At 73.7% G+C, this 25,282-nt stretch carries 16 protein-coding genes, 1 tRNA gene and 1 riboswitch; of the genes, 8 read left to right on the forward strand and 9 right to left on the reverse strand.

The features are described 5' to 3' along the window. Positions 1 to 452: 452 nt before the first annotated feature. Positions 453 to 1,001, reverse strand: a complete 549-nt coding sequence (locus ACGF3H_RS10575) for a MarR family transcriptional regulator (protein WP_362485879.1) — start codon at positions 999 to 1,001, stop codon at positions 453 to 455. A 137-nt stretch (positions 1,002 to 1,138) separates the two neighbouring features. Here ACGF3H_RS10575 and ACGF3H_RS10580 point away from each other — a divergent pair, with 137 nt between their 5' ends. Further along, positions 1,139 to 2,416, forward strand: coding sequence for an MFS transporter (locus ACGF3H_RS10580; RefSeq protein WP_362486631.1), 1,278 nt, complete (start codon positions 1,139 to 1,141; stop codon positions 2,414 to 2,416). A gap of 66 nt (positions 2,417 to 2,482) precedes the next feature. Here ACGF3H_RS10580 and ACGF3H_RS10585 read toward each other — a convergent pair whose 3' ends face one another. Both ACGF3H_RS10585 and ACGF3H_RS10590 read right to left on the reverse strand, forming a co-directional pair. Further along, on the reverse strand, positions 2,483 to 4,129 hold the full coding sequence (locus ACGF3H_RS10585) for a SpoIIE family protein phosphatase (protein WP_362485881.1): 1,647 nt from the start codon (positions 4,127 to 4,129) through the stop codon (positions 2,483 to 2,485). Between the two features lie 174 nt (positions 4,130 to 4,303). Next, positions 4,304 to 5,677 carry an NAD(P)/FAD-dependent oxidoreductase gene (locus ACGF3H_RS10590; RefSeq protein WP_362485883.1) on the reverse strand — a complete coding sequence of 458 codons (1,374 nt, stop codon included), beginning with the start codon at positions 5,675 to 5,677 and terminating at the stop codon, positions 4,304 to 4,306. Positions 5,678 to 6,050: 373 nt separating this feature from the next. On the opposite strand from ACGF3H_RS10590, the gene ACGF3H_RS10595 reads away from it, so the two are divergent. Then, complete coding sequence (locus ACGF3H_RS10595) at positions 6,051 to 6,872, forward strand: TetR family transcriptional regulator (protein WP_362485885.1); 822 nt, start codon at positions 6,051 to 6,053, stop codon at positions 6,870 to 6,872. A gap of 647 nt (positions 6,873 to 7,519) precedes the next feature. Then, positions 7,520 to 9,439, forward strand: a complete 1,920-nt coding sequence (locus tag ACGF3H_RS10600) for a sigma-70 family RNA polymerase sigma factor (protein WP_362485887.1) — start codon at positions 7,520 to 7,522, stop codon at positions 9,437 to 9,439. A gap of 89 nt (positions 9,440 to 9,528) precedes the next feature. Here the strand turns inward: ACGF3H_RS10600 and ACGF3H_RS10605 are convergent, their stop codons facing one another. Continuing rightward, positions 9,529 to 11,655 carry an asparagine synthase-related protein gene (locus ACGF3H_RS10605; RefSeq protein WP_362485889.1) on the reverse strand — a complete coding sequence of 709 codons (2,127 nt, stop codon included), beginning with the start codon at positions 11,653 to 11,655 and terminating at the stop codon, positions 9,529 to 9,531. Positions 11,656 to 12,366: 711 nt separating this feature from the next. On the opposite strand from ACGF3H_RS10605, the gene ACGF3H_RS10610 reads away from it, so the two are divergent. From ACGF3H_RS10610 to ACGF3H_RS10625, 4 genes are all read left to right on the forward strand, one after another. Further along, entirely contained in the window at positions 12,367 to 13,788 is a 1,422-nt protein-coding gene (locus ACGF3H_RS10610) for an MFS transporter (RefSeq protein WP_362485891.1), read from the forward strand. A 95-nt stretch (positions 13,789 to 13,883) separates the two neighbouring features. Beyond that, complete coding sequence (lhgO, locus tag ACGF3H_RS10615; protein WP_362485893.1) at positions 13,884 to 15,095, forward strand: L-2-hydroxyglutarate oxidase; 1,212 nt, start codon at positions 13,884 to 13,886, stop codon at positions 15,093 to 15,095. Between the two features lie 174 nt (positions 15,096 to 15,269). Continuing rightward, positions 15,270 to 16,067, forward strand: a complete 798-nt coding sequence (trmB, locus tag ACGF3H_RS10620) for a tRNA (guanosine(46)-N7)-methyltransferase TrmB (RefSeq protein WP_393584814.1) — start codon at positions 15,270 to 15,272, stop codon at positions 16,065 to 16,067. A gap of 10 nt (positions 16,068 to 16,077) precedes the next feature. Continuing rightward, a complete protein-coding gene (locus ACGF3H_RS10625; protein WP_362485898.1) occupies positions 16,078 to 17,448 on the forward strand; it encodes a PrsW family intramembrane metalloprotease in 1,371 nt (456 codons plus the stop codon). 19 nt (positions 17,449 to 17,467) lie between these two features. Here ACGF3H_RS10625 and ACGF3H_RS10630 read toward each other — a convergent pair whose 3' ends face one another. The 5 genes from ACGF3H_RS10630 to ACGF3H_RS10650 form a co-directional block, all read right to left on the reverse strand. Then, positions 17,468 to 18,412 carry an aldo/keto reductase gene (locus ACGF3H_RS10630; RefSeq protein WP_362485900.1) on the reverse strand — a complete coding sequence of 315 codons (945 nt, stop codon included), beginning with the start codon at positions 18,410 to 18,412 and terminating at the stop codon, positions 17,468 to 17,470. 152 nt (positions 18,413 to 18,564) lie between these two features. After that, positions 18,565 to 19,596, reverse strand: a complete 1,032-nt coding sequence (locus tag ACGF3H_RS10635) for a M23 family metallopeptidase (protein WP_362485902.1) — start codon at positions 19,594 to 19,596, stop codon at positions 18,565 to 18,567. Between the two features lie 11 nt (positions 19,597 to 19,607). Continuing rightward, a riboswitch (cyclic di-AMP (ydaO/yuaA leader) is annotated at positions 19,608 to 19,763 on the reverse strand. 265 nt (positions 19,764 to 20,028) lie between these two features. Next, entirely contained in the window at positions 20,029 to 21,231 is a 1,203-nt protein-coding gene (locus tag ACGF3H_RS10640) for a PP2C family protein-serine/threonine phosphatase (RefSeq protein WP_362485904.1), read from the reverse strand. Between the two features lie 163 nt (positions 21,232 to 21,394). Further along, positions 21,395 to 21,468: transfer RNA gene (locus tag ACGF3H_RS10645), tRNA-Met, on the reverse strand. Positions 21,469 to 21,520: 52 nt separating this feature from the next. Then, the gene (locus tag ACGF3H_RS10650; RefSeq protein ID WP_362485906.1) at positions 21,521 to 22,654 is read right to left on the reverse strand and encodes a dihydrofolate reductase family protein; all 1,134 of its coding nucleotides are present in this window, start codon (positions 22,652 to 22,654) and stop codon (positions 21,521 to 21,523) included. 261 nt (positions 22,655 to 22,915) lie between these two features. Between ACGF3H_RS10650 and ACGF3H_RS10655 the strand changes: the two genes are divergently transcribed. Next, positions 22,916 to 25,237: an N-acetylmuramoyl-L-alanine amidase gene (locus tag ACGF3H_RS10655; protein ID WP_362485909.1), complete on the forward strand. Its 2,322-nt coding sequence runs from the start codon at positions 22,916 to 22,918 to the stop codon at positions 25,235 to 25,237. The last annotated feature ends 45 nt before the right edge of the window (positions 25,238 to 25,282 follow it).

The following is a 25,282-nucleotide window of genomic DNA, read 5'->3' on the forward strand; positions in this document are numbered from 1 at the left end:
CTTTGTACTCACCCTCTCGGGCTTTCCTCCGGGCGCTTCCCTTCGGTCTTGCGTTTCCGACTCTATCAGATCCTTTTCCGATCCGATTTCCTCGGCGCTTTCCAGGTTCCCGCTTTCGCGTTTCCCTTTCCGGCGGTTCCGACTCTATCAGATCCTTTCGGGCTCTGATTCCCCGTCAGAGGGGGGTGTCTTCCCGGCTGTTGGGCCGTTCCGACGTCTCAAACCTTAGCGGACTTTCCCGGCGTTTCCCAATCGGTGTCGACCGGGGCGTCGAGTCCCATTCGGAATTGAATTCGGGCATGCCGAATCGGTTCCCAGTGGGAGTCGTGCTGGTGGTTTAGTTGCCGCTGTTGCGGCGGGAGGTGCTACCGCAGAACCGTTACGGCCCGGTGGCAACCCGAAGAACCTTACGGATCCCGCAGGGGGCTGTCAACCGCCCCTGTCAAGATCTTTTAGTCGAGATCGCTGAGCCGGCCGCCGGCGTCGGGCTGTGCGTGCTCGACTCTGCGCAGGAGGCGGGTGAGGACCTCCCCGAGGGCCGACCGTTCGTCCGGTGAGAGGTCCTGGAGGAGGTCCTCCTCGAAGACCGTGGCGAGGCGCATGGCCTCCAGCCACTTCTCGCGCCCGTCACCCGTCAGCTCGACGATCACGCGCACCCGGTTCGACTCGTCCCGCTCCCGGGTGACCAGTCCCTCCGCCACCATGCGGTCGATGCGGTGGGTCATGGCGGCCGGCGTCAGACCGAGGCGCTTGGCGAGGTCGCCGGGACCCAGCTGGTACGGAGCGCCGGACAGGACGAGCGCCTTGAGCACTTCCCAGTCTGTGTTGCTGATGCCCAGCTCGGCCGTCTGGCGGCCGTACGCGACGTTCATGCGGCGGTTGAGCCGGGACAGTGCCGAAACGATCTTCTCGACCTGCGGGTCGAGGTCCTGGAACTCGCGCTGGTAGGCGGCGATCTGTTCTTCGAGTGGCGGCTCGCCGGCGCCGGAGGTGTCGCCCATGGCCGCAGTATGGCACGCCACTCCTTTGCCTTGAAGTCCTTCTCTATGTACTCTTTACCTTCGAACTTTAGCTTCTAAGTCTTCAGCTCTAACGGCTGGAGCGGACTACCCAAGAGAGGGTGAACGTGACCAGGGCAATGGGCGCCGCGATGCGCCGGATCCACGTGGGCAACGCACTCAGCGCGTTCGGGCTGGGCTTCACCGTTCCCTACCTGTACGTCTATGTGGCGCAGGTGCGGGGGCTGGGGTCCATGACGGCGGGTCTCGTACTCGCCGTCTTCGCCGTGGCCGCGCTGATCGTGCTGCCGTTCGCCGGGCGGGCCATCGTCCGGCGGGGCCCGCTGCCGGTGCTGCTGGTCGCCCTGGTCACCGCCGCGGTCGGCGCGCTGAGCCTGGGGCTCTCGGCCACCGCGGCCACCGTGCTGCTGTCCGCGGCCGCGCTCGGGGCGGGGCAGGCCGTGATGCAGCCGGCGCTCGCGACGATGATCGTGGACTGCTCCCCCTCGGAGACCCGGTCGCGGGCGTTCGCCATGCAGTTCTTCCTGCAGAACCTCGGTCTGGGCGTCGGCGGTCTCATCGGTGGCCACTTGGTCGACACCACGAGCGCGTCGTCGTTCACGCTGCTGTTCGCGATCGAGGCGGCGATGTTCCTGCTGCTGGTCGCGGTGATGGCGACGGTGCGGATGCCGCGTGCGCCGCGGGTGGAGGAAGCGCCGGGGCAGCCCACCGGCAGCGGCTGGAAGCAGCTGCTGGGCAACCGGGCCATGGTCCAGCTCTGCGTGCTGGGTTTCGTGCTGTTCTTCGCCTGCTACGGCCAGTTCGAATCGGGGCTGAGCGCCTACGGCGTCGAGGCCGCCGGAATCTCGACGTCCGCGCTCGGGACGGCGCTCGCGGCGAACACGCTGATGATCGTGGTCGCGCAGTTCGCGGTGCTGAAGTTCGTGGAGCGGCGGAAGCGGTCGCACGTGATCGCCGCCGTGGGTCTGATCTGGGCCGTGGCGTGGGCGGTGGCCGGGTACGCCGGGCTCGGGCACGGCAGCCGGACGATGGCGACGGCCGCGTTCATCTCGACGTACGCGCTGTTCGGGCTGGGCGAGGCGATGCTGTCGCCGACGCTGGCGCCGCTGGTGGCCGACCTGGCACCGACCGGGATGGCGGGGCAGTACAACTCCGCCTTCGCCCTGGTGAAGCAACTCGCGCTGGCGATCGGGCCGGCCGTGGGCGGGCCGCTCGGGGCTTCGCTGCACGGGCCGTACATCGTGGCCTTCCTGCTGTTCTCGCTGGGCATCTCGGTGCTGGCGGTGCGGCTGGGGCGGCAGCTCACGGACCTGCAGAACCAGCCGTCGCTCGCGCGGAGCCGGGTGGTCACGCAGGGCGGGGCGCCGGCGGGCGCCGTGGCGGCCGCGGAGGCGTGAGCGAGGCCGTGACGGGTGCCGAGCCCGTCACGGCTCGACCGCCGGCGCCGACGGCCCGCCCCGGGGTCACGGCTTCGGCAGGACGAACTCGCACCAGACGGACTTGCCGCCGCCGGGCGTACGCCGGGAACCCCAGTGGGAGGCGATCGTCGCGACGATGGCGATGCCCCGGCCGGACTCGTCCCCCGGCTCCGCGCGGCGGCGCCGGGGGAGATGGTCGTCCCCGTCGGTGACCTCGATGATCAGGCGTCGGTCCGTGCGGCGCAGGCGCAGGCGCATGGGGGGCGTGCCGTGCTGGAGGGAGTTGGCGACCAGCTCGCTGGTGGCCAGGACACCCGAGTCGTGCAGGTCGGCGGGGAAGCGCCAGCTGGCGAGGACACCGGAGGCGAAGGCACGCGCGCGGGGGGCCGCTTCGACGCCGCCGAGCAGTTCGAGCGTGGCGTTGCGGAAGAGCTCGGCCTCGGGGCCCTTGCGGGCGGGGTGCTGCAGGACCAGGACGGCCACGTCGTCGTCGTGGTCCGGGGTGACGCCGGCCGAGCGGACCAGGCGGTCGCACACCACCTGGGGGCTGCCGGTGGCTCCGGACAGGGCGCGTTCCAGGGCGGCGATCCCCTCGTCCAGGTCCTCGTTGCGGCGCTCCACCAGGCCGTCGGTGTAGAGGACGGCGGTGGAGCCGGGCGTGAGGGCGATGGAGCCGGAGGCGTGCATCCAGCCGCCCGTGCCGAGCGGGGGGCCGGTGGGCTCGTCGGCGCGCTGGACGGTGCCCGTCTCGTCGCGGACCAGGATGGGCAGGTGCCCGGCGGAGGCGTACACCAGCCGGCCCTCGTTCGGGTCGTGGATGGCGTAGACGCAGGTGGCGATCTGGTTGGCGTCGATCTCGGTGGCGAGGCCGTCCAGGAGCTGAAGGACCTCGTGCGGGGGCAGGTCGAGGCGGGCGTAGGCCCGCACCGCCGTGCGGAGCTGGCCCATGACCGCGGCCGCGCGGACGCCTCTGCCCATGACGTCGCCGATGACCAGGGCGGTGCGGCCGCCGCCGAGCGTGATCACGTCGTACCAGTCGCCGCCGACCGCGGCCTCGGTGCCGCCGGGGTGGTACGTGGCGGCGACGCGCAGGTCGTCGGGCTCCTCGAGTTCCTGCGGGAGCAGGGAGCGCTGGAGGGTGACGGCGGTCTCGCGCTGGCGGCGTTCGCTCGCGCGCAGGCGTGCGGCGGCTTCGGCGTGGTCGGTGACGTCCGTGGCGAAGACGAGGACGCCGCGGTCGCCGCCGTCGCCCTCGGTGACCGGCGTGCAGGTGAAGGTGTAGGAGCGGCCGTCGGGGGCCTTGCGGGACTTGAGGGTGCGGGGTCTGCCGCTGCGCTGGACCTGGTCGAGGAGCGGGAAGAGTCCCAGTGCGTCGAGCTCGGGGAGGGCCTCGCGGGCCCCTCTGCCGAGGGGGCGTGCGCCGAAGGCCGTGGCGTAGGCGTCGTTGACGTAGGCGATGCGGTGGTCGGGGCCGTGGACGAGGGCGACGAGGGCCGGGACGCGGTCGAGGACGTCGCGCGTCGGCAGGTCGTCGACGGACGGTACGGGCGGGGCCTCGTCGGTCAGCTGTTCGGCGCGGGCGGTGGGCACGGAGCCGTCTGCCCGGCGGTCCGGCGGAAGCGTCGTGTCGGTCCGCGCTGCGGCGCGGCGCTGCGTTCCGGGGAGTCGGGCGCTCCAGCGCGTGAAGTTCACGAATCCTTGCCTCGGGTAGTCGTCGGCGGCCGGCACCGGAACCGGCAGGGCCCGGGAGCCGCGCGGGGTGAGCGGCGGCCCGCCCCCGGTGGTGGACCAGTCTGGCAGGGTGCCGACCGGCCGACATCCGTCAGACGCCGGGCCGGCCCGGGGAGTTCCTGAGTCCGGACAGGACTACCCCTTCGGGTTGCGCGGAGGTTCCTGAGAAGGCTTTCCACCGGCCGCGAGTTCGAACTCCGCGCGGGGATGTTCGAGTGATCCCAGGGAGACGATCTCCCGTTTGAAGAGTCCGGCGAGGGCCCATTCGGCCAGGACGCGCGCCTTGCGGTTGACGGTGGGGACGCGGCTGAGGTGGTAGGCGCGGTGCATGAACCACGCCGGGTAGCCCTTCAGCCTGCGGCCGTAGACGTGCGCGACGCCCTGGTGGAAGCCGAGGGAGGCGACGGAGCCGACGTACTTGTGCGCGTACGTGTCGAGTGGCTCGCCGCGCAGGGCGTGCGCGATGTTGTCGCCGAGGACCCTGGCCTGGCGGACGGCGTGCTGGGCGTTGGGGGCGCACGTCCCGCCGGGTCCGGGGGCCGTGACGTCGGGGACTGCGGCGGCGTCGCCCGCGGCCCACGCGTGCGGGGCGCCGTCGACGGTCAGTTGGGGCGTGCACACGAGCCGTCCGCGGTCGTCGAGAGGCAGGTCGGTGGCGGCGAGGACGGGGTGGGGTTTGACGCCGGCGGTCCAGACGACCGTGCGGGTGGGGAAGCGGGCACCGTCGCTGAGGACGGCGACGCGGTCCGCGCAGGACTCCAGGCGGGTGTCGAGGCGTACGTCGATGTTGCGGCGGCGCAGCTCGGTGACCGTGTAGCGGCCCATGTCCTCGCCGACCTCGGGCAGGATGCGGTCCGACGCCTCGACGAGGATCCACTTCATGTCCTCGGGCGTGACGTTGTGGTAGTAGCGGGCGGCGTAGCGGGCCATGTCCTCCAGCTCGCCGAGCGCCTCGACCCCGGCGAAGCCCCCGCCGACGAAGACGAAGGTGAGGGCGGCGTCCCGGATCGCGGGGTCACGGGTGGATGAGGCGATGTCGAGCTGCTCCAGGACGTGGTTGCGCAGGCCGATGGCCTCCTCGACGGTCTTGAAGCCGATGCCGTGGTCGGCGAGGCCGGGGACGGGGAGGGTGCGCGAGACGGATCCGGGGGCGAGGACGAGTTCGTCGTACGTCAGACGGCGGGCTCCCGTGCCCTCGTCCTCGGTGGCGAGGGTGGTCACGGTGGCGGTGCGGCCGGTGTGGTCGATGCTGTGCGCCTCGCCGACGACCACGTGGCACTGGTCGAGGACACGGCGCAGCGGCACGACGACGTGGCGCGGGGAGATGGAGCCGGCCGCCGCCTCGGGCAGGAACGGCTGGTACGTCATGTAGGGGTCGGGGGTGACGACGGTGATCTCCGCCTCGCCCCGCCGGAGTTCGCCCTTGAGGTTCCGCTGGAGACGCAGGGCCGTGTACATCCCGACGTAGCCGCCGCCGACAACGAGAATGCGCGCACGTTCCTTCACCATCCCATGACGCACCCGTCGCTTGCGTTTGTCCACAGGCCCGGCGATTTGTGTGACCGGACACCACTCGGGCCCCGGGTCGGCCGGATCGCCGTGGTGCGCGGCGCCGACGCAGGTCAGCACGGGTGGAGCGGCGGGCGGGAGGGGCCGTGTTGCGGGCGTATGCGGTCCGTACTCCGATCGGGGGGCGCTCCGTGCGGAACCTGCCCCTTCTGAATTGACTCCCGCTCAACTATGTTCGTCTCCACGGAGTGTGGGGGGACGCGCTCGCGGGTCCGCGACGGGCGGGCCGCCGAGCCGGGTCGCTCACGTGCACTCCGGCTTTCGATGACGGGGAGAGTCTCCGGGGGGAGACGTCATTACCGGGGGATTGTCTATGCATGTACAGGACTCTCATCGGTCGTCCGCGTCCGCTGTCGCGCCCGGTGGCGTGATGGGTGCGGCGACGGGCGGCGGACGCGGCGACGGTGGGCGTACGGCGCCCCTGCGCGTGGACGCCCAGCGCAATCTGGAGCACGTGCTGCGCGCGGCGCGCGAGGTGTTCGGCGAGCTGGGGTACGGCGCGCCGATGGAGGACGTGGCGCGGCGCGCTCGGGTCGGTGTCGGCACGGTGTACCGGCGCTTCCCGAGCAAGGACGTCCTGGTGCGGCGGATAGCCGAGGAGGAGACGGCCCGGCTGACCGATCAGGCCAGGGCGGCGCTCGGGCAGGAGGACGAGCCGTGGTCGGCGCTGTCGCGGTTCCTGCGCACGTCGGTGGCCTCGGGGGCGGGCCGGCTGCTGCCGCCGCAGGTGCTGCGGGTCGGCGTGTCGGACGACGGTGACGGCGCTGCCGGCGGTGGTGTGGCCGGTGAGCCGCGGGTGCCGCAGCAGCGGGTGCAGCCGGGCTCCGGTGAGCTGCGCCTGGTGCCCGAGGACACGGTGCCGCTGGGGCTGGTCCCGGGTTCGCCCGCCGGCTCCGTAGGGGCGCCCCTCGTCCCGGGCGACGATCACGGGGCGGCGGCGCTGCTGGAGGTCGTGGGCCGCCTCGTGGAGCGTGCCCGTGCGGCGGGCGCGCTGCGGCCGGACGTGTCGGTGTCGGACGTGCTGCTGGTGATAGCCACGGCAGCGCCCTCGTTGCCCGACGCGGCACAGCAGGCGGCCGCCTCGGCCCGGCTGCTGGACATCCTGCTGGAAGGGCTGCGTTCGCGTCCCGCGTGAGGCCGGTGGCGGCGTCGAGCGGGGCGGAGGGGCCTGTTTCTCACGTCTCGCCCGGGCCGGCCGGGGACGGGGCGCGTGTCCTGACGGGTGCGGGTTGCCGACGGCGTGTGTGCCCCGACGGGTGCGGGTTGCCGACCGTGTGCCGTGCCCCCCGATAGGTGTCTGCCGCCCTCAAGGTCCGCGTGCCCCGACAGCGTGTGTGCCCCGACGGGCGCGTGCTGCCGACGGTGTGCCGTGCCCCCCGATAGGTGTCTGCCGCCCTCAAGGTCCGCGTGCCCCGACAGCGTGTGTGCCCCGACGGGCGCGTGCTGCCGACGGTTCGCGTACCCCTGACGGCCCGCGTGCTGCCGACGGTGTGCGGGCCCACGACAGGCGCTTGCCCCCGACAGCGCGCGTGCCCACGACAGGTGCGTGCCCAGGACAGGTGCGTGCCCACGACAGGTGCGTGCCCTTCCGCGTGGTGCCGACCGGCGGGGTCGGAGGCGAAGGGCGTATCCCTTTCCCGAACGGCCGGTCGTCAGTACCGCGTTGCCGTAAAAGACCACGGACGAGTGACCGTCCACGGTGCGGGCTCCTGACGAGAAGCCGCTGTGGCACCCTGACCCGGTGTTCGGGTCCGGTTGGGCAGGTGGCGGGGGCTTTCCGCGATGAGCGTTGACGGGCGGGACGGTGCACTCGGTGACGGCGACGCCGTACCCGGTGACCCGCCGCAGGTACCGGGTCAGGGCGGCCCCGCGGAGGTCCCGCGGAGCGGCACCTTCGCCGGAGGGGGTGGCGTCCCGGCGCAGCGGGAGCTGCACGAGGACAGCGTGCTGCCGCCCCCGCGCGACGTGCCGCCGTCCGACGCCGAGCTGATCGCGCTGATGCGCTCGGGCGACGACACGGCCTACGAGGAGCTGTACCGGCGCCACGCGGACGCCGTGCGCCGGTACGCGCGCACGTGCTGCCGCGACGCGCACACCGCCGACGACCTCACCGCCGAGGTGTTCGCCCGCGTGCTCCAGGCGGTGCGCGGCGGTTCCGGACCCGAGCACGCCGTGCGCGCGTACCTGCTGACGGCCGTCAGGCGCGTCGCCGCGGGCTGGACGCGGTCGGCCAAGCGGGAGCAGCTGGTCGACGACTTCGCCGTGTTCGCCACGCAGTCCGCGCACACCGCGAAGACGGCGGACGACGACACCCTGGAACTGGGCGCCGACGTGCGCGCCATGCACGAGGCCGAGCAGTCGATGGCCATGCAGGCGTTCCGGTCGCTGCCGGAGCGGTGGCAGGCCGTGCTGTGGCACACGGAGGTCGAGGACGAGTCGCCGAGCGAGGTGGCCGTGCTCTTCGGACTGGACGCCAACGGCACGCGCGTACTCGCCAGCCGCGCCCGTGAGGGACTGAAGCAGGCCTACCTCCAGGCACACGTCAGCGACGCCCTCGCCGCCGACGAGGAGTGCGCCCGCTACGCCGACCGGCTCGGCACCTACGCCCGCGGCAGGCTGCGCACCCGGGCCGAGCGGGGTCTGCGCAGGCATCTCGCGGAGTGCGCCCGGTGCCGGCTGGCCGCCAGTCAGATCGAGGAGGTCGCGAGCGGCATCCCCGCCGTGGTGCCGGTCGCGGTCATCGGATGGTTCGGCGCCGCCGGTTACGCCAAGGCCGCCGGGCTCGTCGCCGGGGGCGCGGGCGCGGCCGGTGCGGCGGGCGCGGCTGCCGCGACGGGCGGCGGCACGTCCGGCGGAGCGGGCGCCGGGGGCGGAGCGGCCGCCTCCGAAGGGCTGGGCGCACCGGTGAAGGCCGGTGTGGCGGCCGGGGTGACGGCGGTGGCCGCCGCCGCGGCGATGGTCTTCGCGCTGACCGGCAACGACGCCCCGGACAAGGAGCCGCCGAAGGCGGCCCCGCCCGCCTCTTCGCCGGTGGCGCAGCCCGCGCCGGACACCCCCACGCCGCCGGAGCGGGCCCCGCGCCCGCACCCGCCGGTGTCCGCGCCCGAGCCGGCCTCCGTGCCCGCCCCCACTCCGACCCCCACGCCGACGCCACCCCCGCCCCCGCACCCGCCCACGCCGACACCCACTCCGAAGCCGGTGCCGGAGTCCCCCGAGCCCGCTCCGCCCCCGCCCTCGCCTCCGGCGCCGTCGACCCCGCCGCCCGCCCCGGCCGTCTACCGGTGGAGCGAGCTGGCGTACGACCTGACCGGCGACGGCAGCGGGCCCGAGATGCGGCTCGCCGGGAGCAGTTGGGTGTGGCAGCGCTCCGGCCTGTCGATCGGCGACGTGCGGTACGCCCACGGCGTCACCGTGAACGCACGCTCCTCCGTCACCGTCGACCTCAACCGCTCGTGCTCGTCCTACGACGCTCTGGTCGGCGTCGACGACCTGCCGGCGAAGCTCGGCAAGGTCCGCTTCGCGGTGTACGCGGACGGCGTCCGGCTGTGGAACTCCGGGACGGTCGGCGGCGGGGACCCCGCGGTACCGGTCCACGTGGACCTCTCCGGACGCGAGTCCGTACGGCTGGTGGCCGAGCCGCACGGTCCCCTCGACTCGGTGGCGCTCGCAGACTGGGCGCAGTCGCGCTTCACCTGCGCGTAGGGGCCCGGCGTGCCGCTACGGCCGGTGTGTCTTCGGGACGGCGGCGCCACGCGCACCTCACCGGCCCCGCTACGGGCCGACGCGGGCCGTCACCCCCGTCGTGCCACCGTGCCCGCGCCCCCCAGGGCCCCTCGTTGCGGCGCGATCCCCGCGGGGACGGCGCGCTGCCGTGCCGGGGTGCCGGTCCAGCAGGTGCCCCGGCGGGCGAGGAGGCGGCGGAGCCAGAGCTCCAGGGAGATCAGACCGGCCAGCCCGTCCAGCGGCAGCGGCTCCCCCGCCGCCGCCCCGCGCACCGCCTTGCGCACGACCCGCGCCTCGACCAGCCCGGCCTCGGCGAGCAGCGGTGTGTCGAACAGCCCCAGCAGTGAGTCGGCGGCGACCCGCAGCCCCGTCCGCGCGGCGGAGGCGGCCAGCGCCTGCGTCGGCGCCCCCCACCCGTTCGGCAGCTCGCTCACCCCGGCGCCCTCCAGCACCGTGCGCAGGATCGCGGCCCGTGCCCCGGGCTGGACGCGCAGCGCCTCCGGCAGCGCACGGCAGGCGCGGACGACCTGGTTGTCGAGGAACGGCGCGTGCAGCCGCTGGAAGCGGATCTCCGCGGCCTGCTCCAGCACCCGCACCTCGGCCGCCTGCCGGGCCAGTGCCGTGCGCGCGCGGAAGTCGCCGGGCCGCTGTCCCGGCCCGATCGCGGACCGGTGGGTGGACGCCTGAAGGCGAACCGATACTTCAGCCAGGGCCTCCCCCGTCAGCCAGCGCGCCGCCGGCCCGGGACCGGCCCAGGTGAGCACGGCGAGCGACGCCTCCATCGCTCCGCCGCCCCCGCCGGCCGGCTCGTCGAAGCGCCGGCGCAGCAGCCGTTCGGCGAGTGACTCGACGCCCGTGCGGTAGGGCGTGCGCGACAGCCGCCGGGCCGCGGCGTACACCCGCGCGGGGACCAGCACCGAGCCGTCGGCCTTGGCGAGCGCGGCGACCGGACGGACGAGATGGCGCCGTTTGCGGTCCATCAGCAGGTCGGCCAGGCGGGCGGGGTGGGCGTCGAGCACCTGCCGCGCCCCGTAGCCGGTGAAGTGGTCCGCGCTGCCGGCGGCCAGCCGTGCCCGGTGCCGTGCCGCCGACACCAGGCAGGAGCCCGGTTCGTCGGTCAGGGGCCCGTCGAGCGCGGCGTACGGCAGGACGTCCTCCCCGCCGGCGACGACCACGTGGTGCAGCCGCGGGTTGGCGGCCAGCGCGCCCGCCCGCTCCAGCTCGGACTCGCGTCCGCCGACGGCCAGGTCGTTGAAGGTGACGGCGAGCAGCCGCTCGCCCGCGCCCGTGCCGTGCCCGAGCACGGTGCCCGGCATCCCCGGCAGCCCGGCGGCCAACAGCGCCAGCGTCCCCGAGGCCGGTCCGCCTGACAGGTCGGCGCCGATCCCGGGCACCGGCATCCCGCGCGCGGCACGCCGTTCGGCGGGCCCCATGCCCGGCACCGGGCCCGGGTCGATGCCGTCCCCGGGGACGTGCCGGGGCGCGGCGAGGCGGGTCCGTACGGCTTCCACCAGCGCGTCCCGCACGCCGTCCACGGCTCTGTCCGGGTCGGCGGCGGGTGCCGCCACGGCGAGCGAGGCCACCTGCTCGTACCCGGCGATCTCGCGTGCTCCGGCGCGCAGAATCAGCGCATGCCCCGGCGGAATGCGCTTCACGCCGTCGTACGGGGTGGAGTCGTCCAGCGCGGCCGGCACGTCCGGGGCGGCGAGCAGGGCGGCGAGGTGCCCGAAGTCGAGGTTGGCCTCCACGAGGTCGGCCAGGGGCAGCGCGGCGGTCGCGTACGCCGTGCCGCCCGCCCAGGGGGTGTGGAACACCGGGCGCGCGCCCGCGAGGTCGCCGCAGACGGTGATCCGCCGGCCGACCTGGACGACCGCCGTGTAGCTGCCGGGCCACGCGGTCAGGTGCCGCAGTGCCCCGCCGCGCGCGGCGAACAGCCCGACGCGCAGCTGCTCGTCGGACGCGCCGCAGATGCCGAGGACCGCGATCCGGGTCTGCGGGTCGGCCGTGACGACGCGTACCTCGTCGGGGCGCCAGTCGCCGACCGCCCACAGGGGGTCGGGGTCGCCCCACAGAAGCTGGGAGCCCACGGGCTGCACCGTCTCACCGTCGTACCCGGTGGCCCCGGCGGAGCCGCCGGCCCCCGCGCTTCCCGCGGCTCCCACGGCGGTGCTGCTCCACCCCACCAACCACCGCATCGACGCCTCCACAGGCCGGGGAACCAGTGCACCGTACGAACTGGTTCCCCATGCTGCCATGAAGGGCACGCCGCAGAGCGTCGGCGGAGCCGCATGCGCTCCCGTGAATGCGCCCCCGCGGACACCCGCGTGAGGGCGTCACATGCCGGTGGCCGTATGCCGGTCCCGACGCGTCGGTCTTCCGGGGGCTCGCCCCGACGACGCGAATGCGCCCCCGTAACGCGCCCCTTGGCTACCCGTCGCGCCCTCAAGTGCCATGGTGAGGGCGCCGGAGCCCCGTGGACACCGGGGGCTCTTTCTGGCCAAATGGGCGTCGTACAGAGCGTGATGAACACGCTCCGTACAGGCTCTGCGCACCACCCGGCGGTGCGCAGTCCGGGAGACGGGCCACGCCTCCCGGACCGGTCCGCCGCCCGCGGGGATGTAGGCGGCGGCGTCCCCCAGCCCGCTGGATCCAGTACAGCGGGCCGACCCACGCACCGCCATGGAACCGCTCCCCCGATGGCCGGAGAAGAGCGCACGCACGGGCGCACGGCCACACACCGGTAGCACGCGGCAACGGTCCGTGCAGGCGCCGCACTTCAGTACGGGCCACAATCCCGCCATCCGGAACAATGCCTCTTAACGCATGGGATGCGGCGAACTACGCTGGGTTTACGAATGCCGCATGGTTATGCCAGTGCGGCAGCCGTCTGTGTCGAGGGGTGGCGCATGTCCAGGGAGCAACGCGGGCCGAACGAAAAGCTCGGCGCCGTTCTCGCCCTCGCGGGAATCAGCAACGCAGGACTCGCCCGGCGTGTCAACGACCTCGGCGCCCAGCGCGGGTTGACGCTTCGCTACGACAAGACGTCGGTGGCGCGCTGGGTGTCGAAGGGCATGGTGCCGCAGGGTGCGGCACCGCACCTGATCGCCGCCGCCATCGGCCAGAAGCTCGGCCGCCCGGTGCCGCTCCACGAGATCGGCCTGGCGGACGCGGACCCCGCCCCCGAAGTGGGCCTCGCCTTCCCGCGCGACGTCGGGCAGGCGGTCACGTCCGCCACCGAGCTGTACCGCCTCGACCTCGCCGGACGCCGGGCCGGCGGCGGCATCTGGCAGTCGCTCGCCGGCTCGTTCGCGGTGAGCGCGTACGCGACGCCCGCCTCACGGTGGCTGATAACCCCGGCCGACAGCTCGGTGGCGCGCGACGCGAGCCCGGCCGAGGGCTCCGGCGCACCGCTCAAAGTCGGCCACAGCGATGTGCGGAAGCTGCGGGAGGCCGCCGAGGACGCCCGCCGCTGGGACTCCAAGTACGGCGGCGGCGACTGGCGTTCGTCGATGGTCCCCGAGTGCTTACGCGTCGAGGCGGCCCCGCTGCTCCTCGGCTCCTACTCCGACGAGGTCGGCCGCGCCCTGTTCGGCGCGTCGGCCGAGCTGACCCGCCTGGCCGGCTGGATGGCCTTCGACACCGGCCAGCAGGAAGCCGCCCAGCGCTACTACATCCAGGCCCTGCGCCTGGCCCGCGCGGCGGCCGACGTCCCCCTGGGCGGCTACGTCCTCGCCTCCATGTCCCTCCAGGCCACCTACCGCGGCTTCGGTGACGAGGGCGTGGATCTCGCCCAGGCCGCCCTGGAACGCAATCGCGGCCTGGCCACGGCCCGCACGATGAGCTTCTTCCGTCTGGTCGAGGCCCGGGCCCACGCGCGCGCGGGTGACGCGCCGGCGGCGGGTGCCGCGCTGAAGGCCGCCGAGAGCTGGCTGGAACGCGCCCGGCCGGGCGACAACGATCCGACCTGGCTGGGTTTCTACTCCTACGACCGGTTCGCCGCCGACGCGGCCGAGTGCTACCGCGACCTGAAGGCACCACGCCAGGTCCGCCGCTTCACCGAGCAGGCCCTGTCGCAGCCGACGGAGGAGTTCGTCCGCTCGCACGGACTGCGGCTCGTCGTCTCGGCGGTGGCCGAGCTGGAGTCGGGCAATCTGGACGCGGCCTGCGAGCAGGGCGTGCGGGCGGTCGAGGTCGCCGGGCGCATCTCCTCGGCCCGTACCACCGAGTACGTCAAGGACCTCCTGCACCGTCTGGAGCCGTACAGCGACGAGCCGCGCGTGGTCGAGCTCCGTGAGCGCGCCCGGCCGCTGCTGGTCACCCCGGCCTGAGCCCGGGTGCCGCACGGGTTTGAGCGCACTGTCAGTGGCGCAGTGCACTATCGAAGCCGGGAGACGGAGCGCGAAGGGACCGGGAGGTGGGACACGTGCGGACCGGGATCGCCTACGACTGCGACGTGCTGGTGATCGGCGGCGGAATCGTCGGCCTGTCCACGGCGTACGCGATCACGCGCTCCGCGCCGGGCACCCGCGTGACGGTGCTGGAGAAGGAGCCGGGACCGGCCCGGCACCAGACGGGCCGCAACAGCGGTGTGATCCACAGCGGCATCTACTACCGCCCGGGCTCGCTGAAGGCCCGCTACGCGGTGCGGGGCGCCGCCGAGATGGTCAAGTTCTGCGCGGAGTACGGCATCGAGCACGCGGTCACCGGCAAGCTGATCGTCGCCACCGACCGCACCGAGCTGCCCCGGCTGCACGCGCTCGTGCAGCGCGGCCGGGAGAACGGCATTCCCGTGCGGGAGCTGGGCGCGGCGCAGATCCACGAGTACGAGCCGGAGGTCCGGGGCCTGGCGGCCATACACGTGGGGACGACCGGCGTCTGCGACTACGTCGGAGTGGCACGGCAGCTGGCCCGGGCCTCCGGGGCGGAGATCCGCTACGGCGCGGAGGTGCTGCGCATCGACCGGCGCCCCGACCTCGGAGTCGCCGTCCGCACCCGTACCGGTGACGTGGTCCGCGCCCGGACCCTGGTCAACTGCGCCGGCCTGTACTGCGACGAGGTCGCGCGGATGACGGGCGACGACCCCGGGATGCGGATCGTGCCCTTCCGCGGCGAGTACTACGAGCTGGCGCGGCCGGAGCTGGTGCGGGGCCTGGTGTACCCGGTGCCGGACCCGGCGTTCCCGTTCCTCGGCGTGCACCTGACCCGCGGCATCGACGGCAGCGTGCACGTGGGGCCGAACGCGGTGCCCGCGCTGGCCCGGGAGGGCTACGGCTGGAGCGTGGTCCGGCCCCGCGAGCTGGGCGCCACGCTCGCCTGGCCGGGCTCGTGGCACATCGCCCGGCGTCACTGGAGATACGGCGCCGGGGAGCTGCGGCGGTCGCTGTCCAAGGGGGCCTTCACGTCGGCGGTCCGCAGGCTGCTGCCGGCGGTGACGGAGGGCGACCTGGTGGAGGCGCCGGCGGGGGTGCGGGCGCAGGCGGTCCTGGCGGACGGGACCCTGGTGGACGACTTCCTGATCAAGGAGGGGGCGCGGGCGGTGCACGTCCTGAACGCGCCGTCCCCGGCGGCGACGGCGGCGCTGCCGATCGGGCGGGAGGTGGGGCGCCGGGCGCTGGCGCTGCTGGGGGCGGTGTGAGCGAGCCGGCGTCCACGGGGGCCGAAGGGGTGCGGGGTCCGGCGCCGGCCTGGTGCCGTGCGTGGGCGTGCAGCCAGGGCGGCACGGCGGCGTCGGTGGGGGAGCGCAGCTGAGATGGCGCGGCGGTGGAGTGCGGAGGGGGGTCAGGACGGAGGCCGTAAAATCGTTCTCACTGTGTCTGATTCACGCCATGCCCCCGAGACCCCTCAGCCGGTGCGTGCCAAGGGTGAGCCCCGGTTTCCCGACGGGCCGAAGGCCGATCCCGCCGGGTCCCACTTCGAGCGGCGCATCCGCAGCTTCCAGCCGCGCCGGAGCCGGGTCACCACCGGGCAGGCGGACGCGCTGCAGCGGTTGTGGCCGAAGTGGGGACTGGACATCGACGGACAGCGGGTGATCGACCTCGCCGAGCTGTTCGGGAACACCGGTCCCGTCGTCCTGGAGATCGGCTTCGGCATGGGCGAGGCGACCGCCCAGATGGCCGCCGCCGACCCGGACACCAACATCCTCGCCGTGGACGTCCACACCCCCGGCCAGGGAAACCTGCTCGGTCTCGCCGACCGGAACGGGCTCTCCAACATCCGCGTGGGCAACGGCGACGCGATCATCCTCCTGCGCGAGATGCTCGCCCCCGGCTCCCTCGCCGGGCTGCGCGTCTACTTCCCCGACCCCTGGCCGAAGAAGCGGCACCACAAGCGCCGCCTGATCCAGCCGGAGTTCCTGACCCTGGCCGCGTCCCGCCTCGCACCGGGCGGCATCGTGCACTGCGCCACCGACTGGGAGCCGTACGCGGAGCAGATGCTCGAGGTCCTCACCGCGCACCCCGGCTTCGAGAACACCGTGCCCGACGGTGGTTTCGCGCCACGTCCCGGCCACCGGCCGCTGACCCGTTTCGAGGGCCAGGGACTGGACAAGGGTCATGTGGTGAACGACCTGCTCTTCCGCCGCGTACAGGAGCAGCCCCCCACCGGTTAGGGTCCATGCCGTGGCCACCTGTCCCCCGTACCCGACGCGTCCGCCCGCGCCTCAGCACAGGCATCCACACTGGTGGCAGCGCGCCTGGGTGCGTTACGGAGCGCTGGTCACGCTGCTCGCGCTGTCCGGCCTGGTGATCCTGGCCCTGGTGCGCGAGCAGACCGGCACCCAGGGGTTCCTGGTGGGACTGGGGCTGGCGGTCTTGCCCGTGCCGCTGCTCATAGCCGCGTTCCGCTGGCTGGACCGGGTCGATCCCGGCCCCTGGCGGAACCTGCTGTTCTCCTTCCCCTGGGGCGCCTGCGCGGCGGCGCTGATAGCGATCGTCGCCAACAGCTTCGCGACAAGATGGATAGCGACCGCCACCGCCGATCCCACGGGCGCGGACACCCTGGGCGCCACGGTGATAGCGCCGGTCGTGGAGGAGTCCGCCAAGGCCGCGGCCGTCCTCCTGGTCTTCCTCTTCCGCAGGCGGAACTTCACCGGCATCGTCGACGGCGTGGTCATAGCCGGTGTCACCGCCACGGGCTTCGCCTTCACCGAGAACATCCTCTACCTGGGCACCGCCTTCGGCACCGACCAGCTCACCGGCGACCGCGGCATCGCCTCGGTGACCGCGGCGACCTTCTTCGTCCGGGTCGTGCTGTCACCGTTCGCGCACCCGCTGTTCACCGTGCTCACCGGTATCGGCTTCGGCGTCGCCGCGCTCTCCGCCGACCGCCGGCGCCTGCGGCGCGTGCTGCTCCCCCTGGCCGGCCTGCTGCTCGCGATGGGCATGCACGCCCTGTGGAACGGCTCGGCCTCGCTCGGTGAGTACGGCTTCTTCGCCGTGTACGGGGCGTTCATGGTGCCGGTGTTCGGCCTGCTGACCTGGCTCGCGGTCTGGACCCGGCAGCGCGAACTCGGCGTCATCCGGGCCGAGCTGCCCGTCTACGCGGTGGCCGGCTGGCTGGCACCGGCCGAACCGTTCGTGCTCGGCTCGATGCGGGCCCGCCGCATCGCCCGGCAGCACGCCCGTCGGCACGCCGGGAAGCGGGCGGCGCGGACGGTGGCGGAGTACGAGGCGTACGCGACCTCGCTGGCGTTCCTGCGGCAGCGCGGGCGCCGGGGCAGGGCGGGCGCCGACTACGTCGTACGGGAGCGCGAGTTGCTGACCGAGCTGTGGCGCCGGCGGGAGACGGCGCGCCCGGCTCTGGACCACGCGGCCCGGGTCACGGCGCCGCCCGTCCCGGTGGCCGCACCGCACTGGCCGGCGTACGGGGCGCACGCGGCACCCGCGCCCGTCCCGTACGCCGCGCAGGCCCCGCACGTCACCGCGTACGCCGCCCACGCCCCCCACTCCGCGTACGCCGCGTACCCGCCGTACAACCCGTACCGGTCGTAGCGGGCGCCGGGAGAGGCCCTCAGGCGGACGCCTCGGTCAGCCTGAGCACCTCCGCCTCCGTCAGCTCCAGCTCCGCCAGCCCCAGCAGCGCCGGCAGCTGCTCGACCGTCCGCGCGGACGCGATCGGCGCGGCCACCGTCGGCTGGGCCGCCAGCCAGGCCAGGGCCACCGTGGCGACGGGCACGCCGTGGGCCTCGGAGATCTCGTCCAGGGCGGTGAGCACCCGCCGGCCGCGCTCGCTCTCCAGGTGCTTGGCGGCGCCGCCCGCCCGGGGGCTGTCGACGGCCGTGCCGGGCCGGTACTTGCCCGTGAGGAAGCCGGCCGCGAGGGCGTAGTACGGAACGGCGGCCAGACCGGCCCGCTCGGCGAGGTCGCGCAGCCCGCCCTCGTACGTGTCCCGCGAGACCAGGTTGTAGTGGGGCTGCAGGGCCACGTACCGGGCGAGGCCCTCGCGGTCCGAGAACTCCAGGGACGCCGCGAGCCGCTCGGGGGTGATGTTGGAGGCGGCGATGTACCGGACCTTGCCCGCGCGCACCAGTTCGTCGAGCGCGCCGATGATCTCCTCGACCGGCACCTCGGGCTTGTCGAAGTGGGTGTAGTAGAGGTCGATGTGGTCGGTGCCCAGGCGGCGCAGCGAGGCGTCGGCGGCGGCCTTGATGTTGGCGGCGGACAGACCGGGGTACTCCGGGTGCTGGCTGACCTTCGTGGCGATCACGATGTCGGCGCGGTTGCCGCGGGTCGCGAGCCACTTGCCGATGAGGGTCTCGGACTCGCCGCCGCTGTTGCCCTCGACCCACGCGGAGTAGGCGTCGGCGGTGTCGACGAAGTTGCCGCCGGCGGCGGTGTAGGCGTCGAGGACGGCGAAGGAGGTGTCCTGGTCGGCGGTCCAGCCGAAGACGTTGCCGCCGAGGGAGAGCGGGAAGACCTCGAGGTCGGAGGAGCCGAGCTTGCGCAGAGAAGTCATGTCCTACGACAACAAGCGCACCGGAACCGGTCATTCCGAGGGTGCGGGGGCCGGACGCAAAGATCGCGCAAACCGGCAGCCCTGACGTCGGGGGGTCGCCGTCAGGACCGCCGGGATCCGAAGGTGGGCGCCTCTTCCGGGCGCCCGTGTCCTCAGGGGGTGAGGCCCTTGCCCTGCAGCCACGCGGCCGGGTCGACGCCGCCCTCGGCACCGCCGACGTGGACCTCGAAGTGCAGGTGCGGTCCGGTGACGTTGCCCGTGGCGCCCACGCGGCCGATGACGTCCCCGGTGCTGACCTTCTGGCCGACGCCGACGCTGATCGACGACTGGTGGCAGAACCACAGCTCGGTGCCGTCGTCCAGGGTCAGGATGGTGCGGTAGCCGTAGGCGCCCGCCCAGCCCGCCTCGGTGATCGTGCCGGTGTGGACGGCCTTGATGAGGGTGCCCGTGGGCGCGGCGAAGTCGAGGCCGGTGTGGTGGCCGGAGGACCACATGGACCCGGCCTGGCCGAAGGTCGAGGTGATCGTGTACGAGGAGGTCGGCAGCGTGAACTGCTTGGCCAGCTCGGCGAGCCGCTCGGCCTCGGCCTTCTTCGCGGCCTCCTCCTCCGCCTTCTTCTTGGCGGCGGCGGCCTTGGCCTCGGCCTCCTTCTCCGCCTTGGCGGCGGCCTCGGCGGCCTCCTTCTCGGCCTTGGCGGCGGCCTCGGCGGCGGCCTTGGTCTCGACCTGGACCTGCTGCTGCTCGGCCTGCTGCATGATGCGCGCCCGCAGGACCTCACCGGCGTCGGTGGTGCCCTCGGCGGTGTCGTCGGCGGTCATACCGATGCCGCTGAGCGGGGTGGCGGAACCCTCGGGCTCCGGCTCGTCGTCGGAGATGAGCGAGCCGACGTTCGGCAGATCGGGCATCGAGATGGACACCGGCGGCTTGCCGGTCTGCGCGCTGGCCATGCCGCCCGCTCCGACGGCCGCGATGACGCCGACGCCGAGGACGGTGGAGCTGCGGGCGAGCCCGCCGCGCTGCTTGGCGACACGGTGCCGGCCGCGTACCGGACGGATGGACTCCGCGGTGGGATTCCACTCCTCCCAGGGGCCCTCTTCGGCACGGTAGCCGTCGTAGCCGAAGGTTTCGGTGTCGTGCGTGCCGGGCACGAACGGGGCCTCGGGGGCAGGCCGGTTGGACGCCACGTGGGCGTACTCCTTTCCTTCCTTCCGCCTACCGGGTTAGCTGACGGGTTCGGAGCAGGAAGGTCTCCTACGCGCGTATACGCGCCGTGTAGCCACGGCGGCATACGCCCGATTCACCCCAAGTGGTGGTTCCCCGGTTCCCTCACGGGATTCGGCGCGTGCGCACGGAGCCGCCTTCTGTGACGGCTGGGACGACCGCGCTGCGTTATCGAACGTTAATAGACGCGAGGTGCTGATTCCAAGCCGTTCCGCTTGATCATTAGGGATACCGGCCGGGACGTACGCCTCATTGAGACACATATGGGGGCGAGTTGACCGCCTCTCAGGTCACGACTTCACATCACGCGTTTATGACGGTGTGTCAGTTGTTATGCGGAGGGCGGTCGTGCCGTCACCACCCGTGACGGCGATCGAGGGGGGTCGCCGCACCGCTCAGGCCCGGCGGCGGACGGCGAGCAGCGCCATGTCGTCCGTCGTGCCGCCCCCGGAGTGCTCGCGCACCTCGTCGGCGAGGGTTTCGAGCAGGTGGGCCGGGTGGCGGAAGACGCGGCCGGCCAGCCGCGCGTGGGGGTCGTAGAACCGGCCCTGGGCGTCACGGGCCTCGGACAGCCCGTCGGTGTACAGCAGCAGGGTGGCTCCGCCGGGAAGCCCGCTCTGCTGCGCCCGGTCGGGCCACACCCCGAGCTCGCCCATGCCGAGCGGCAGCGCGAACTCCCCGTCCTGCACCGGGTGCACGGTGCCGTCGGCGTGCAGCAGCAGCGGCGGCGGGTGGCCGCGGTTGACGACGCGGACGATGCCCTCGCCGTGCGGCAGTTCGGCGAGGACGGCGGTGGTGAACCCCTCGAAGGCGTCCAGCCCGTCCCGGCGGGTGCCCTCGCGCGCCAGCGCCCGCTCCAGCCGCTGCGCGACCGCCTCCAGCGTCGCCTCCTGCTCGGCGGCCTCCCGGAAGGCACCGATCACCACGGCGACGGCGGCCACCGCGCCCATGCCCTTGCCGCGCACGTCTCCGACGATGAGCCGCACGCCGCGGGCACTGTCCTGCACCGCGTACAGGTCGCCGCCGATGAAGGCGTCCGCCTGCGCCGCCTCGTAGCAGGCGGCGATCTCGAAGCCGCCGATCCGTTCGGCGGGCTCGGGCAGCACGGCGCGCTGGGCGGCCTCGGCGATCTCACGGGCGGAGGCGAGGCGCTCGTCGGTGCGGCGGACGAAGGCGTTCACGAAGACGGCGAGGGCGGCGACCGTCGCGATGGTGATCAGCTCGGTGAGCGAGTCCACGTAGTGGATGACGCCCTTGCCGAGCTGGAGCCCGATGACGGCGGCGACCACGGCGAGGCCGGTGAGCAGGGTGTCGCGCCGCGAGTAGAGGGGCGCCGCGACCAGGGGCGCGGCCGTCCAGAGGGGCCCCGCGGTGAAGTACCGGGGGGTGAGGAGGTCGTACACGACGGCGACGACGATCAGCAGGACGGGGAGCAGGCGCACGAAGGTCCGGCCGTACGGGGTCCGCCGCCGCACCGGCCGGACGGGCGGTACGGGCATCGGGGCGGCGCCGAGGCCCGGGCCGGGCACGGGGACGCCGGACAGCCGGCCGCCGGACCTGGCATACGGTCCTTCGCCGTCCACGTCACCTGGCCGCACCACTCGTCTCCCGCCGCCCCTGCACGTCCACGCCGTTTGCCGTCCCGCCTCCCAGGTTTCCCGGAGGAGGGACGGGGGGCGAGCCGTGGCGGCCGGTCGGGTGACGGACACGCGGAGACACCGAAGGCCGGAATCCCTGAGGATTCCGGCCTTCGGCCTTGAGTAGCGGGGACAGGATTTGAACCTGCGACCTCTGGGTTATGAGCCCAGCGAGCTACCGAGCTGCTCCACCCCGCGTCGTTGTGTCTCCAGTGTACGTCATGTCGGGAGCGGAACGCACACGCGTATCTCAGTGGCCCAGCAGGTGACGGTTCGGACCCTTCGCCGCCGCCTCGTGTTCCGGCACGACGACGACCACGGCGCCCCCGGCGGCGAGCACCCCGCTGCCGTCGGCCCCCGGCACGAACGTGTCCGGTTCCCGCCAGGCGGTGACCACCCGGCGCACCCCGGCGTCGAGGATCAGCCGGGCGCACGGGGCGGGCCGGGAGGCGCGGCGGGCGCACGGCTCCAGGCTGCTGTAGACGGTGGCGGTCGCGAGCCGCGGATCGGCTGCGTCGATCTTGGCGAGCGCGGCCTCCTCGGCGTGCACGACCGGGTCGCCTTCCTCCCGCGAATGGCCCCGCGCGAGCTCCGTCCCGTCGGCGGCGACGACCACCGCCCCCACGCTGAACGCCGTGCCGGACGGCGGGCACAGCTCGGCCAGCTCGCAGGCGAGCGCCAGCCAGTGCCGGTCGGCGGCGGACACGTGACCGGCGGCGCCCGGGGCGGTCGGCCGGTAGCGCATGAGCACGACGTCCTCGATCCGCCGGGTCTCCACCAGCCGGAGCCGCCCGCGCCGGTAGTCGCCGGGCCCGAACAGCCGGGGAGCGGCCGGGTCGCCGACGAACAGGGGGGCGAGGACGAGCTGCAGCTCGTCGGCGAGCTCCTGCTGCAACAGCCGGCTGTGCACGGTCCCCCCGCCCTCCACCATCAGCCGCCGCACACCCCGCCGGTCGTGCAGGTACTCCAGCGCCGGCCGCCATTCGAACACGCGCCCGAGCGGGACGACGTCGGCGGCGAGCCCGAGCGCGTGGGCCCGCCGGGCGCCCTCGTCGGTGGTCAGGAGGACCTTGTCGCCGCCGGTGTGCCAGAAGGCCGCCGTCGGGTCCAGCTCGCCCGACGCGCTGACCGTGACCTTCACCGGGTACTCCGGCTTCCCCGCGGCGGCCCGCGCGGCCCGTCGCCCGGCCGAGTTCACGAGCAGCCGCGGGTTGTCGGCCCGGATCGTTCCGGCGCCGACCAGGATCGCGTCGACGGACGCCCGCACCTCGTCGACCCGGTCGAAGTCGGCCGGGGAGGACAGCAGGAGCCGCTCGGGGCCGGTGTCGTCCAGGTAGCCGTCGAGGGACACGGCGGCGGAGAGGAGGACGTACGGGAGGGGCATGGGCGTACTCCGGTGAGGCGGTGGGACGACGGGTGCGGCGGGGCCACCCTAGGCGCCCGTTCCGCCGGCGCCCGGTACGGTGTCGCTCGGCTCACCGCTCGGCGTGCCGGACAGGCGTCGCGAGCGGGGGCACCTCGTCACCGCCGTGATGTTCGTCGTGTGCGGCGCGCTGTAGGGGAGGGGCCACCCGTGTGACGGGTGTGCCTCACGTTGATGTCTGAGGCCTTGGCCGGCCGGCTTGCTCTGGGGTGGGGATTTGTCATGAGTCGTCGTTCGTCGCACGCGTACAGACCGCTGAGCCTGAGACGGCGGGCGTGGCTGACGCTCGGTGCCGTGGTCCTGGGGGGCGGGGGCGTGGTGACGTACGCGGTCGCCAGCCCGTCCGACGACCCCGGTCCGGCAGGCCGGGCCAAGCGGCCCGTGAAGGTCTACGACCTCGCGCTGAAGGGCACCGCGCGCGGCAAGCGGGAGCTGCCCCGCACGGGGACCGCGCAGTTCTCGCTGGTCGGTGTGTCCTGGTCGGGGCCCGTCGAAGGGCTCGACGGGCGGGCGCAGGTGCGCACCCGCGACCTGGAGAGCGGTGAGTGGGGCGCCTGGCACGACCTCGACGTGAACATCGACCCGCCGGAGGACCCGGAGGCCGGGATGCGCGGCGCGTCCGAGCCGCTGTGGGTCGGGCCCTCCGACGGCGTCCAGGCCCAGGTGCTCCACGAGGACGGCACCACCGGCACGCTGCCCAAGGGCCTGGAGGTCAACCTGGTCGACCCGGGGGTGGTGACCAAGGCGGAGACCCAGGCGACCGGCCCGGCGGCCTTCGTCGCCGAGGAGGGCACCCCGGCGGCCACGCCCACCGATTCCACGACACCCACCGACGGCACGGCCGTGACGCCGACGGACGACCCGACCGGCACGTCCGGCGACCCGGCCGGTCCCGCGTCCCCGGCAGCCACGGACACCACGGCCCCGTCCACGCCGACCGGCTCTCCGGCCGGGCCGCCTTCCGGCTCCGCGTCCCCGGGCCCGTCGGCCACCACGCCCACGGCGCCGCCGCCCGCGCGGCCGTCCACGGTGCCCAAGCCGCCGGTGACCTCGCGCGCCGGCTGGGGCGCCGACGAGTCGCTCAGCCCCGACCCGTCCGAGTACAACGACGACGTGAAGGCCGTCTTCGTCCACCACACCGACGGGGCCAACGACTACTCCTGCGCCGACTCCGCGTCGATCGTGCGGGGCATCTACGCGTACCACACGCAGGTCAACCACTGGAACGACATCGGCTACAACTTCCTGGTCGACAAGTGCGGCACCGTCTTCGAGGGCCGCAAGGGCGGCACCGACCTGCCGGTGCTCGGTGCGCACACCTACGGCTGGAACCGGGAGTCCGCCGGCATCGCGGTGCTCGGTGAGTACACCTCCACCGGTGCCTCCGGTGCCGCGCTGGCCTCCGTCGCCCGCGTCGCCGCCTGGAAGCTCGGCCAGTACGGCGCCGACCCGGCCGGCACGGTGCGGCTCAGCGCCGGGGCGAGCCAGAAGAACTACTTCGGCACCGGCTTCACCGCGGGCACCGCGTACACCTTCAACCGGATCTCCGGCCACCGCGACGGCTACAACACCCAGTGCCCCGGCAACTCCCTCTACGCCCAGCTGCCGGCCGTGCGTGCCTGGGCGGCCGGCCCGGTGCAGGGGCTGAAGGTGGCCTCGGTCGGCGGCGCGAACCTGTCCGGTACGACGTACTACACCAGGGGCGCCGTGAGCGTGAAGTGGCAGGCCACCACGCCCGCGTCGCTCATCAAGAGCTTCGAACTGCTGGTCGACGGCAAGCCCGTCGTCACCGCTTCCGGTACGGCCACCTCCGCGAACACGACCCTGCCCCTGGGCAGCCACACCGTCGCGGTGCGGGCGGTGCACCAGTCCGGCAGGACCGTGACCACCACCGCGCTGAAGGCCGTCGCGGAGACGACCGCGCCGGTGTTCACCACCACACCGAAGCTCTCCCTGCGCACCGGCACGGTCGCCACCACCGCCGTCCCGGTCACCCTCGGCTGGAAGGCGACCGACGACAAGGCGCTGCGCGGGGTGAAGCTGCTGTCCCCGACGCCCACCACCTTCCCGCCGACCTGGACCGCCAACAACCGGACCGCCAAGCCGGGCACGGCCACCACCTGGTCGATGCAGGCCTACGACTACGCCGGCAACTGGCGCAACGCGTCCGCCTCCTACACCCCGGTCATCCTCCAGGAGACCTCGGCGGTGAGGTCCGGCAGCTGGACGAGCCGTTCCTCCACCAGCTACCTGGGCGGCAAGTCGTACTCCAGCGCGAGCAAGGGCGCCGCCCTCACCTGGACCTTCACCGGCCGTTCCGCCTCCTGGGTGGTATCGCGGGCCTCCAGCTCGGGCCAGGCGTACGTCTACGTCGACGGCGTCAAGGTCAGCACGGTCGACCTGAAGTCCTCCACCACCCTCTACCGGCAGGCGATCTGGACGAAGACCTGGTCCGGCAGCGCCAGGCACACCGTCAGGATCGTCGTGGCCGGCACGAGCGGCCGGCCCACCGTCACCACCGACGGGCTCGTCCACATCAAGTAGCGGCCGGGAGAACGACACAGCGCCCGGACCGGCGGAAACCGGTCC

It is taken from the genome of Streptomyces sp. NPDC048185, assembly GCF_043202495.1.
In the GTDB taxonomy this organism is placed as follows: domain Bacteria; phylum Actinomycetota; class Actinomycetes; order Streptomycetales; family Streptomycetaceae; genus Streptomyces.

What these genes read in the sequence shown, in the direction of transcription:
- ACGF3H_RS10575 (WP_362485879.1), bottom strand. Translation starts at nt 1,001, where the DNA reads ATGGGCGACACCTCCGGCGCCGGCGAGCCGCCACTCGAAGAACAGATC.
- ACGF3H_RS10580 (WP_362486631.1), top strand. Translation starts at nt 1,139, where the DNA reads ATGGGCGCCGCGATGCGCCGGATCCACGTGGGCAACGCACTCAGCGCG.
- ACGF3H_RS10590 (WP_362485883.1), bottom strand. Translation starts at nt 5,677, where the DNA reads ATGGTGAAGGAACGTGCGCGCATTCTCGTTGTCGGCGGCGGCTACGTC.
- ACGF3H_RS10595 (WP_362485885.1), top strand. Translation starts at nt 6,051, where the DNA reads ATGCATGTACAGGACTCTCATCGGTCGTCCGCGTCCGCTGTCGCGCCC.
- ACGF3H_RS10600 (WP_362485887.1), top strand. Translation starts at nt 7,520, where the DNA reads ATGAGCGTTGACGGGCGGGACGGTGCACTCGGTGACGGCGACGCCGTA.
- ACGF3H_RS10605 (WP_362485889.1), bottom strand. Translation starts at nt 11,655, where the DNA reads ATGCGGTGGTTGGTGGGGTGGAGCAGCACCGCCGTGGGAGCCGCGGGA.
- ACGF3H_RS10610 (WP_362485891.1), top strand. Translation starts at nt 12,367, where the DNA reads ATGTCCAGGGAGCAACGCGGGCCGAACGAAAAGCTCGGCGCCGTTCTC.
- ACGF3H_RS10630 (WP_362485900.1), bottom strand. Translation starts at nt 18,412, where the DNA reads ATGACTTCTCTGCGCAAGCTCGGCTCCTCCGACCTCGAGGTCTTCCCG.
- ACGF3H_RS10650 (WP_362485906.1), bottom strand. Translation starts at nt 22,654, where the DNA reads ATGCCCCTCCCGTACGTCCTCCTCTCCGCCGCCGTGTCCCTCGACGGC.
- ACGF3H_RS10655 (WP_362485909.1), top strand. Translation starts at nt 22,916, where the DNA reads ATGAGTCGTCGTTCGTCGCACGCGTACAGACCGCTGAGCCTGAGACGG.